At 42.1% G+C, this 12,037-nt stretch carries 6 protein-coding genes and 2 pseudogenes; 3 read left to right on the top strand and 5 right to left on the bottom strand.

What is annotated here, in order from left to right; all coding sequences use genetic code 11:
- Positions 1–223: 223 nt before the first annotated feature.
- The 5 genes from JCM12259_RS09000 to JCM12259_RS09020 all read right to left on the bottom strand — a co-directional run bounded on the left by JCM12259_RS09000 (position 224) and on the right by JCM12259_RS09020 (position 5,958).
- The gene (locus JCM12259_RS09000) at positions 224–877 is read right to left on the bottom strand and encodes a GLPGLI family protein (RefSeq protein WP_025066210.1); all 654 of its coding nucleotides are present in this window, start codon (positions 875–877) and stop codon (positions 224–226) included.
- An 81-nt stretch (positions 878–958) separates the two neighbouring features.
- Positions 959–1,159, bottom strand: a complete 201-nt coding sequence (locus JCM12259_RS16210; protein ID WP_081784186.1) for a TIGR04149 family rSAM-modified RiPP — start codon at positions 1,157–1,159, stop codon at positions 959–961.
- A gap of 195 nt (positions 1,160–1,354) precedes the next feature.
- Entirely contained in the window at positions 1,355–4,024 is a 2,670-nt protein-coding gene (locus tag JCM12259_RS09010) for a peptidase associated/transthyretin-like domain-containing protein (protein ID WP_025066212.1), read from the bottom strand.
- Between the two features lie 4 nt (positions 4,025–4,028).
- The gene (locus JCM12259_RS09015; RefSeq protein WP_025066213.1) at positions 4,029–5,255 is read right to left on the bottom strand and encodes a TIGR04157 family glycosyltransferase; all 1,227 of its coding nucleotides are present in this window, start codon (positions 5,253–5,255) and stop codon (positions 4,029–4,031) included.
- The gene (locus JCM12259_RS09020) at positions 5,227–5,958 is read right to left on the bottom strand and encodes a lanthionine synthetase LanC family protein (protein ID WP_025066214.1); all 732 of its coding nucleotides are present in this window, start codon (positions 5,956–5,958) and stop codon (positions 5,227–5,229) included. Before JCM12259_RS09020 ends, JCM12259_RS09015 begins: the two co-directional genes overlap by 29 nt.
- 470 nt (positions 5,959–6,428) lie before the next feature.
- On the opposite strand from JCM12259_RS09020, the gene JCM12259_RS09025 reads away from it, so the two are divergent.
- The 3 genes and pseudogenes from JCM12259_RS09025 to JCM12259_RS14755 form a co-directional block, all read left to right on the top strand.
- Entirely contained in the window at positions 6,429–7,832 is a 1,404-nt protein-coding gene (locus JCM12259_RS09025) for a DUF3945 domain-containing protein (protein ID WP_025066215.1), read from the top strand.
- A gap of 21 nt (positions 7,833–7,853) precedes the next feature.
- Positions 7,854–9,934: pseudogene (locus JCM12259_RS14750) on the top strand (type IA DNA topoisomerase).
- A gap of 89 nt (positions 9,935–10,023) precedes the next feature.
- Positions 10,024–12,037: pseudogene (locus tag JCM12259_RS14755) on the top strand (DUF2958 domain-containing protein); the annotation flags it as partial.

Consider the following 12,037-nt stretch of genomic DNA (forward strand, 5'->3'; position numbering starts at 1 on the left):
TTAAGTCCTTTTACTTGTATTTATTCTATCTCTATGGGATTATAAGAGATGGAAGCATTCTTTATTTCTTTATTGGCTGCGTTAAATACTTTAACTCCTGCTTGATTTAAATAAAAAATAGGATCATGATAGATACTTTTCTCAAATTTCAGATATTTCTCTCTACTTATACTTTTGTAATTCCATTTCCATAACTTAATAGTCTCTTTTCCCAGCGTATTCTCTATACCAATACAAGTAAAATCATATTGACTTGTTTCATCATGTATCTGAAGGATAAGCCAGGCAATCCGCTAAACTTATAGGGACCCTCGCTTATTGGAATTTCAGATGTAAACCACGCAACATAGTTGCGTCCTCGGAATGAGCATTTGGCTTTTTGACACGTATAGCCCAATATTTTCTTTTTTTCTATGTCAAGCTGCCAATTGAAATTAATAGGATAAGGCTCTATATACTGATATACTTCCTTCATCATATTCCGACAATTTATGGTGATTTTTTTTAATTTATAGTCCTTGAAGACCTCTATTGGCATTGCCTTTTTTCCACTCCCAGAGGGAATTACTTGTGAACCTTTTCTGATCCAAGCTGTTGCAGTAGAGTCGGCTAGATAAGTATAATTGCTGTATGTTTTGGACAAATTCTTCCCGATTAACAGAATCTGTATATCATCGAAATATTCTTTGCCATGCCTGTCCTTGGCTTTCAACTGATAAATAACTTTCACATTAGCAGTATCTTTTACTTCAAATTTATTGGTTAATTGAAAAGATGCCCCTCCTCCCCATTCATCAACGTTATCCGTCTTCAGAACTTGTGCATTTGTAGTCAAAGAGAACAAGACCAATATGGCAATCGCAATTTTATTCATCATTAATGTTGTCGTTATTTTAAGTGAAATTTAAATCCTATCAGTCTAAGTCAATTATAAGCTTAGACTGATAGGTGTTAAGAGTTATTTACAGGGATGTGGGTAGCCTACGCTCGTGTAATTGTGATCATAGTTTGCATCCCTATTGGCGGCTGTGGATGAACCACCATGATCAGCATAACGACAAGCACAAAGACAGCAATTACCACCTTTCAATTCTTTCATTTCACGATTAGCCAAACTATTTTCAGCCAATTTATTCAGTTTGATTTTTTTGAGTTTCATATAGTTGTTACTTTTTATTGTTATTACTTTTATGAATTAATTGTATCGTTCCCAAGCGTTTTCGTCATGTCATAGCCCCTGCTAATGGAACGACAAACCATAAGCAATCAGCAAGGGCTAAATGGCTCAAATTGTTTTTACACAAAAAGTGAATGTCATTTCTGATTACGTTCATAATCTATATATAGATTTTGTTTATAACAGTTTAAATCTAACTTTTAGCATCACAGACCTTGGCCGAATGTCATATTCGGAATAATAAGAATTTAATGAGCCGTAAGAAGCCGAAACATATTTCTTCGTGTTGAAGATATTTGTCCAGTCGAGCGAATATCGAATACCTTTGCTCACAAATGTCAACCCCAAGTCTGCAAGCGTAAAACTTTTGTCGCCTTGGATGGCATTGTTATAATAATGTTCCAATGAACCATTAAGATTGATGTTGAACGGGAGCGAAATATCGACAACAGCTCGCTGCTTGATCGACTGTATCGGTTTGAAATTTTCTCCCGAACTAATCTTCCCTCTATTACGTCCCCACGATATTTTATATTCTGTGAGAAACCAGCGGAATGGCTTTAAGTTTACCGATGTGCTTGCATTTATCCATTGACTCTTGTAATTCACCAATTTATTTTGACGCAGTTGGTCAATTACAGCTCTTCCCCACGAAGCCTCTGCCGAAAGAACCAAAGCTTTCCAATTAAATCCTTTGCTCATTCGTCCGCTTACCGAAAAGGAATTACCATCATTGGGTTGCATAGCCACCTGAGTTACGGATAATTGTCCATCGAAAGTCTGAGCATACATACCCTCGCTATGATCGTGACTGAATGAAATGTCTCCACTTGCGAAGAACATATTTAAGACGTTTTTATAGGATAAGCCGAGCGAAGCTATCAAACTGCTGGTATCAAACAGCCGTGCATTATATCTGTTGATAGTGCGATAGTTTTGCAGGATATAGCCAGGATAAAGAGTCATCAGTCCCGGTGTTAGGGTATAATATCCCGCAGCACCGTTGGCTTCCAGCTGATTGGTGAAACGATACCGAGCCATCAGCGATGGTTGAAAATAGAATTTACCGATGTTCTGCATTTTACGTTTTGTTTGTGGGGCATTCATAACAGTATATTGGTAGGTAACAGGCATAGAGAAACTGATTTTCAAATTATCTCCGTTGTATGCCACATCAAGTGAAATGCCGGTATTGACGCGTGTCCAATTGATATCATTTCGCATGTCGTCATTCAAAACAGCATGAGTGGCGTTATCATTAGCCGTTATTTCCATGACGGAATGCAGTCTTTGATGTTCTATTTTGACATTTGCCGTCGGACTGAACCGTACATTACCGAACACAACTGCCGAAAGAAATGAGAATCTGCTGTCTGATGCGAAAGCGTTGTAGCGCACGCTTTGTGAAAGAGCTTTGTATTCATTGCCTGCGTTTATGAGGTCAGGATACAACCCCGGGGTAATGCGCAAGTGATGCGGTTGTGTGCGAAAAGCATTTCGAGATATCAGCTCTATGCCTCTTTCATTTTCCTTCCGCTTGATCCAATGTGTAACATTATTGGCGAAAAAACTCTTGCTGTTCAGTCGTTGTCCAATCAACTGTCTTGTATTGACTTCACCCGAATCGTCATTCCAGCTTCCCGATACATTGAGATAATTGTTGAAATAGTTGCGATCCTTGTTCAAGTTGTATCGAAATTCTGCTTCAATGTTATTGGTTCTGTTTCGGGTCGAAATATCTTCTTCGATGATTCTCGTGTCTTCGCCTGGCAACACGTATGATGTTCGGGCGAAACTGTGCCGTTTATCTTTATTGTTGTAATAAATAAGATTAGTGCTTATTTCCGCATCATTTTTCAACTTGAACAGATTGTTTGCCGTAATAGCATGTGAAGTATTGAAGTTGTATCGTTCAAAACGTATGGATGGTGGCGACGGTTGTTGCACACCGGTCATTTGCAATTCTCCGATGGGATTATTGGCAGTAAACGAGCGCAGTTCTTGGTTTACATCTGTACCATTATTGTTGGTTTTATAAGTGAACAGGTGCTGGCGTCCTTTGGTGAAATACATCCCGGTGAGTTCTTCCTGCCAAAGCAAGTGTTTATCGACGCCCAATCCCAACATGGCCATTATGCTAAAAACACCTTTCTTGCCTTCCTTGATTTTCAGGTTGATAGCCGCTTCATTAGAGAACTGTGATTTTTCCAAAGCTTTTATGGGCTGGTGATTTTCAAATACCTGCACAGTTGCTATGTCATTGGCAGAAAGATTGTTTGTCGCAATACCATAACGACCTTGCAACATATCAAGGTTTTCAATATAAAACTTATTGATAGGTTTGCCCTTGTAAGTGATTTGTCCACTTTCTTTCACATCAATACCCGGCATTTTTTTCAACACATCGCCGATAACCAAGTCTTTCTTATCTTTGAAAGCTGCAACCGAATAATTGATAGTGTCTTTATTGCCCCATATTTTATTAGATTTCACGACCACTTCCCGAAGAGAAACACTCCCTTCTTCTGCTATAAAATCTACGGTTTGGCTCTTATTTTCAACGCGTTTCGTTTGTTGCTTGATGTTTATTGCAGATATATTGATTAGTAAATATGGGTTATCTCCTTTGTAAGAAAGTTTGTAATTTCCTTTTTCGTCCGTGAAACAATAACCTATAATACTGCTGTCTGCCGGAAGCATCAGCCGTACGGATATATCGGATAGTCCTTTATGGTTTTTATTGACAACCCTTCCGATAATATCTGTTTGAGAAAATGCAGGAAGGAGAATACGAAATAGCAATAGCCACCACAAGAATATTTGTTTATAATAACAATAGTCAACCATACACTTAAAGTTTTACAATTAGACTCCTTAAAGCATTCTGCATGCGACTAATGGTATATTTTTGCAAAAAAAGTTCACGTCCATTCTCTCCTAATCGTTTTTTGTATGGACAATTTAGAAGTTCAATTATTTTTTTTGCCAAAACAAATTCTGAGAGTTTCGCTCCTTCTTCTGTATTCTGTAACTCAATTTTAAATCCATTCCTGTTTTCCTTTATCATCTCTGCTAGGCCAGTGGAGTCAGTACCTATGATAGGCAAGCCGAACATCATCATCTCAATGGCAACATAGCTGCATTGTTCACTGAAAGATGGCAACACTCCAATATCCGCTATTTTATAGAATTTGCAGATTTGAGTTTTGTCTATCCTACCAGTGTAAGTGATTTTGGACCATATTTTTTCACTTTCATTTTGATACAATGCCACATCTCCACTGCCCACGATAATAAGTCTGCAACGTGGATCTTTCTGTGCAACTAACTGGAATGCCTTTACTAATTCTTTTCCTCCTTTATCTTTGTGCAAACGGCCAACATACAAAATCACCTTTTCCTTAACAGATATATGTAGTTTTTTTCTCAAATCTTTTTTAGTCATCTTAAGCTCCTTTGTTTCATCTATTAGTCCATTGTAAATCATAGTCAGCCTTTCGTTTTCTATGCCATAATAATCTGCCAAAATGTTTTTAGTATATTGAGAAAGACAAATTATATGATCCACTTTTTCCAAAGCTTCTTTTTCTTCCAAAAAAGTTTCATATACAAGTTTCGTTAATGATGTTTTTTGCTCAGGTAAGGGATACTTTAATATGCTTTTGAATAATTGCGTATTCCCTTTCACAAAGAGTGTCCACTTCATATAATGAACAGTGAAGAGGATTTTACAATTGGGGAAAGATTCCTTAATCAAGGAAATAAGTTCAGAGTGAGTATAAAAGTTAAAAAGAAATATATCACAATCTGTCGTATGGAGATGTAACTTCAAAAGACGTGCGGCACCTCGTATATATTGAATTCTCTTGTTGGAAGCATACCTTTCCCCCATTGGGATATGAATTGTATTAGTCCTTGAATCAAAACGATATTCTTTTTCTTTAGAGCACAATTCAACAACAAATACAGAAATTTCCTTTTCGTTCAAAAAGCATTTCTGAACTTGTGACACATAGGTTCCTATTCCGTAGTTTCCCGCAGGTGACAATTCATTGATTATGTAAAAGTTTTTCTTCATCAAAAATTACAATTAATCCTTTCCCCACACAGCCATTTTTTAAGCCTAGGTCAAAGTCCGTTATTTCCATATCATATTCATCAGTTCTCATGAGGATTCTTTTCATTAAATCATTAGGATGGTATACTATTCTTTCACCATCCCTCCATAGTTGAATTTTAGAGGCAAGTTCTGAGATTCTATTTTCTTTATTTTGTTGTATTATTTTAGAAGCTATAAAATACACGCTTTCCAAATACTCATTGTCAAAAATGACACCTGTATCACACCTATATAAGCGAAAAACGATATAATGCAAGATTCCTTCAAGCCCATAAAGTAAATCATTTCGTGTAATTCTTCTTACATCCCATTCCATTATTTTTTTGTCAATGTCCATGAGTATTTCATTTGAGTCACCTTCAATGAAATGATTATCTAATAGATATTCTATTGTCCACCCTATACCGCAATATCCGTTTGCAAAATCAAAAGGAAGATCATCATGCATTTCGTCAATTACCTCATTTAGTAGTTCATCGGCAAACTCCATAATAACTCCATTATTTACCAATTGTGCATAGTGATAAAGAAAAAGCACAATTCCCATCTTGCCATGGCACACCCCAAGGTTGTCCAACAAACTTCCATTTAAAAGTAAATGATTTACAATTCTTGGAAGTAAATCATTATGTGGTATTGTTATGTCTTTCCTTTTTTGCATATCTTTGTATCTATAAGTCTCATGTAGAGATAGAAATTGCAAATCAAAGGACCATTGACCTTACATCTCAATCAGTACAATAGAGACTTAATTTCTATATTTCGCAAATATAGAAAATTCTATTAACACACGCAAGTATTTATAATAAATTAATACGACAGTCGAATGCCAGTCTCTCATCTTTCGCATTTTTCTTTAGATGAGTGCTAACTGAAGTTGGGGAAGACCATATTAGTTGGCAAACGAAATGATCATATTGAAGATATTGATATTCTAATCTTTTGGGATGATGGACATTTTCTTACCATCATCATTTTTCTTTTATCACACTTTTTAGCATGCCTACACACCAGTTCCTCTTTCCTCCTTCTTCCCTATAATTCTCAGTTTCCCAATTAGTTCTATTGTCTTCTCGAATGTCAATAACTTAGCTGCTTGATAACAGCATTCATCATATTAAAATTTAGAAAATGGAATCAAACAGCAATGACAATTACGTGCTGGTCCTGGAAGACCGCACAGAAGTGAAGAATGAACAGGAAGCGGGCAAGCTGTCCGTCATATCCGGTGTTGACGACAAGGGAAACCTCAAGACCACAGAGGCTGTCGCTGCCAATCAAGCAGCATTCTTGAAGTTCAACAACAAGGACGGACTTCTCAAGAACTTCATGACCAACTTCCTCAAACAGTTCAATAACCCGACTCATTTCGGACTGTACAAGGTCTTGGCGGACAATGTGGAGCAGGGCGTGGACAACCTGCGCACTATGCTGCAAAGCCGTGAAAAGCCCGAAAGCAAACAGCAACTGGCAGAGATGGGAGTGCCCTTTGAGGATTACCTGCCCCAACAGAAGAATGCCACAGCCATCGACCCGGAGAAGGTAGATTGGAAGATGCTCGACAGCCTCGGCCTTTCCCGTGAACGGTTGGAACAAGGCGGAGAATTAGAGAAAATGCTTAATTGGCAGAAGAGTAATCTCGTGACGATTGCCGTACCTATTGGAGACACTACTATCTACACTGAAGCACGTCTAGCGTTCCGTACGGACGATAGTGGCAATATTGGTTTGGCAATTCATCCTTTGAGAAAAGAACCACAGCTTGACTTTCCCTATATGGGCTACAAGTTCTCTCCCGAAGAAAAGGAGGCACTCCTTACGACAGGCAATCTGGGCAAGACCATTGAGGTGACACCCAAGAACGGTGAACCGTTTTCCGCCTACGTCTCCATCGACCCGCAGACCAACGAGATTGTAGCCCTGCGTGCCGACCGTGTGAACATTCCCAAGGAAATCAAGGGCGTGACACTTTCTGATGCCCAGTACAAAGACCTTGTGGAAGGCAAGGCCGTGAAAGTGGAAGGCATGACCGCCAAGAGCGGTAAGACATTCGATGCAACTTTGCAAGTCAATGCCGAAAGGAAAGGCATTGAATTCATCTTCGACGACAGGCAAGGCTTGAAAGAACGGCAGCAGTACTCCCAGCAGCAAGGTGCACCGCATAAGCTCTGCGGACTGGAGCTGTCAGAAAAACAGCGTGAGGCACTCGACAGTGCCCGCACGCTCTATTTGAAGAACATGGTGGACAAGGCTGGTAACAAATTCAATGCTTATGTCCGAATGGACAAGGAACAGAACCGCCCACGGTTTTACAGATGGAACCCCGATAAGAAGCAGGAAACCGGCAAAGGAAAGGTGGTAGCTGTGGCAGAAGAACACAAAACACAGGTAGCCGTGAATAACCACGGCAAGACCAATGAAGCCACCAAGAACGTGAAAGAACCCCTCAAAACGGGACAGACACAACCTACTGCCGAGCAGAAGCAAAAGCAGGACGAGAACAAGCAGAAGAAGTCCCGTGGACGTAAGATGTAACCCTTAATTCTATTATCGACTATGACAACTTGTATTATTGCCGAGAAACCCTCGGTAGCCAGAGACATAGCCCGCATTGTTGGGGCAAACAGCAAGCAGGACGGATACATGGAGGGCAACAGTTACCTCGTTACATGGGCAATGGGACACCTCATCGCCCTTGCCATGCCCGAAGCCTACGGTTTTTCCGCCTACAAAGCTGAAGATCTGCCCATTCGTCCCTATCCCTTTCAGTTAGTGGTACGACAGGTACGTAAGGATAAGGAGTATATATCAGACCCTGCAGCATTAAAGCAACTCAAAGTGATACGCTCCAGCTTTGGCAAGGCAGACCGCATCATCGTTGCTACCGATGCAGGGCGTGAAGGTGAACTCATCTTCCGCTATATCTATCAATACCTTGATTGTAAAAAGCCTTTCGAAAGACTTTGGATAAGTTCACTCACCGATAAGGCCATCCGTGAGGGACTTTCCAATCTCAAGGCCGGAAGCCATTATGACAATCTCTACTACTCCGCCAAGGCAAGGAGCGAAGCCGACTGGCTGGTGGGCATCAATGCAAGCCGTGCATTGTCTATCGCCCGCAAGGGAGGCTATTCTTTGGGACGGGTACAAACCCCAACATTGGCTATGGTCTGCCGTCGGTACATAGAGAACCGTGATTTTTCTTCCGTACCGTTCTGGAAACTCTCCGTTCTCACAGAAAAAGAGGGCTTATCGCTGAAAACCGTTGGCTGTAAAGACTATGAGAGTGAAGCATCGGCACAGACCGCTCTCGCTACACTTCGCAGTCAGAGCCGGCTTAAAGTAGAGTCGGTCACAAGACAGGTGGGGCATACCGCGCCACCACTCTTGTACGACCTCACTGCCTTGCAGAAAGATGCCAACAGACGCCACGGCTTTTCAGCAGACAAGACCCTCTCGATAGCCCAGAGCCTCTATGAGAAGAAAATCACGACCTATCCCCGCACCGGCAGCCGATACATCAGCGAGGATGTCTTCGAGGAAGTACCCATCCTGCTTCGCAAGATAGATGAAACTCTATCCAATCCACTTAACCGCCATTCGGTGGATAATGCAAAGATTACCGATCACCACGCCATCATACCGACAGGTGAAACGCCTTCGGGATTGTCGGCAGATGAAACGACCATCTATCAAATGGTGGTCAGTCGCTTTGTCGAAGCCTTTTCCCCCAATTCAGAGGAAGAGCGTATGCTGGTGCGATTCACTGACGGCACCAATACCTTTACTTGGAAGGCATGCCGACAAATCTCCTTGGGCTGGAAAGCCGTGCAGAAAGGTAAAGAAGTAGAAGATGAAAAGAAAGAAGATGGTGATGAACAGATTTTGTCTTTATTGCCGAACTTGACCGAAGGTGAAATCCTGCCACTTGTCAATGCAGAAATCACCGAGCATAAGACCAAACCGAAGCCGCTCTATACGGAGGCAGCCTTACTTTCTGCTATGGAGAACGCAGGAAAAGAGGTTGAAGATGCAGAAAGCAAGAAAGCAATGGCAGCGTGTGGTATCGGTACACCTGCCACCCGTGCCAACATCATCGAAACGCTGATTCTTCGTGATTATATCCGAAGGGACAAGAAAGCCATCATACCTACCGAGAAAGGGCTGGCAGTCTATGAGATTGTCAAGGACAAGAAAATTGCCAATGCGGAGATGACAGGCAGTTGGGAGCTTGCCCTTGCCGCTATTGAAGCAGGAAAGATACCATCTGATAAGTTCGCACAGGACATCAACTCATATGTAAGTACCATCTGTGAGGAACTCCTTTCACTTACTCCCGAACAAAAGTCCTATCCTGTCTACCGCTGCCCAAAGTGCGGACAGCAAAGTGTCGGCATCTATGCCAAGGTAGCCAAGTGCAGACATGAAACTTGTAGCTTCCACGTGTTTCGTGAAGTCTGCGGCATACATCTCTCTGAAGATAACATCCGTGACTTGATAGCTCCGGTCGTACGCCTATCCTTAAAGGGCTGACCAGCAAGGCAGGAAAGAAATTTAATGCCCGACTGGTTCTGGGTGAAGACTACATTACTTCCTTTGAATTTGAGAACAAAAAAGGAAAACAAAGAGGGAGATAATCCTGGCAGAAACAACGAGGAACAGATATAGGTCGAGATACCAGTATTACCTCCCGACCTTTTTACTTCCACTTATAAAAGAAATCACTATGGCATACAATAAGAAAGAAGTCCTGCAAGCCAACACGGAAGCCATCCATGTGGTCTTGCGATTAGAAAAAGAACGCCGCGAAGCCACCGAAACTGAGAAAAGTATCTTACGGAACTATCAAGGATTCGGTGGCTTGAAATGTGTACTCAACCGCACAGATAACCCCGATGACATCCGCTATTGGAGCAAGTCAGAGCAGAATCTCTTTGAACCTACCCAGCAGCTCAAGCAGATGATTTATCGTGAAGCCTTAGATGCCAATACCGCCAAACGGTACTGGGAGAGCATCAAGGCAAGCGTACTGACCTCCTTCTATACCGATACTCGTATTGTCACCGCCATTGCCGATGCTCTCACTTCTGTAAATGTACCCATACGTAGATGTTTGGATCCTTCAGCTGGCATGGGAGCATTTGCTGAAACCTTTGCAAGGCAAGCGGGAGTTGTAGATGCAATGGAAAAGGACTTGCTCACTGCCCGCATCTCACAAGCCCTGCACCCCTATGGCAAAGGCAATATCTTCGTCCGAAATGAGCCTTTTGAAGCTATAGGGGATTTAGAAAACAAAGACAAATACGACCTTGTTACAAGTAACATTCCTTTCGGTGATTTCATGGTCTATGACCGAGAGTATAGCAAAGGTAAGGACACTCTTAAGCGTGAATCCACACGTGCCATTCACAATTACTTCTTTGTGAAAGGTCTGGACTGCGTCAAGGAAGGTGGCTTACTGGCATTTATCACCTCACAGGGCGTTTTGGACAGTCCCCGCAACGAAGCCATACGCCGTTACCTCATGCAGAACAGCTGCCTTATCTCCGCTCTCCGACTGCCATCGGGTATGTTTTCAGACAATGCTGGAACGGACGTAGGCAGTGACCTCATCGTACTACAGAAGCAGACAGGTAAAGAAATCAGCAAGGGCATTGAACAGCAGTTCGTAGAAACCGTTTCCGTTCCCAAAGAAGAAGGTTCTTCTGTCGTCTTCAAGCATAACTCTCTTTTTGTAGGAGATTGGAAAGACATATCTCATCGCACCATTGCCACAGAGCGCATAATGGGTACAGACCCTTATGGAAGGCCTGCATGGGAGTATTGGTTCTCAGGAGGGATTGAGGAAATGGCAGAAAGCTCCGGACACAACTCTCCCTTGAAATGGGACAACGTATCGACCGTAAACTATATGAGACCGGTATACCGATGACAGAGGCAGAGCGAGAGGCGGAAGCAGAGAAACAGCTTCGCAAGTTGGGTATTACCATAAGTCGGAAAGAAGAAACAGAGAAGACAAAGACTGAAGACAAGGGTATAAACGATGCCTATAACCTCATGCCCGACAGTATCAGGAAGCAACTACCAAAACTTTACAGCACGGAAAAGGAACTCATAGGCGATAAGGTTGCCTATGCACGCTATTTCTTCCCTATGGGAGCATACACAGCCTACCTTCTGGAATATGACCCTAAGAGCCGCATTGGTTTCGGTGCTGTCACGATGGGTTACGGCTGGGAGCTTGGCAATATGTCCCTCGATGAGATGGAAGGCGTAAAAGTAAGAGGACTGGGCATTGAACGTGACCTGTATTTCTCTCCTAAGAAATTGCACGAGATAGCCGAACTGGAAGAAATCGTCAGGGGACAATATACCAAAGAAGAAGTGGTAGCAGAGGAAATCAAGGAAGAAGTGATAACAAAGGCAGAAACAGAGACTAAGGTTAAGGAGACTGTAACCATTGCTTCTGAGAACAATACGCAGATAATGGAAAATACCGTTCCTAACGGCGAGACAATTCCATTACAGCCATCATCATCAGAGTCTGCCCCACAACAATTCGTATCAGAACAGCCTTCCATGGCTATTGAACCTGCACCCGAAGGCGTACCCGCCTGACGCTTCATCATCAATACGAGCAGGAACCGCAGGAAATCCGTACGGATATTGAAGCTCCGAGAGAGATGAACGGGCAGACAATATTCTTTGACGACGATCATCATCCAGTGGTGGACAACAAC

The sequence above is a fragment of the Hoylesella enoeca JCM 12259 genome (genome assembly GCF_000613405.1).
Taxonomy (GTDB): Bacteria; Bacteroidota; Bacteroidia; order Bacteroidales; family Bacteroidaceae; genus Prevotella; species Prevotella enoeca.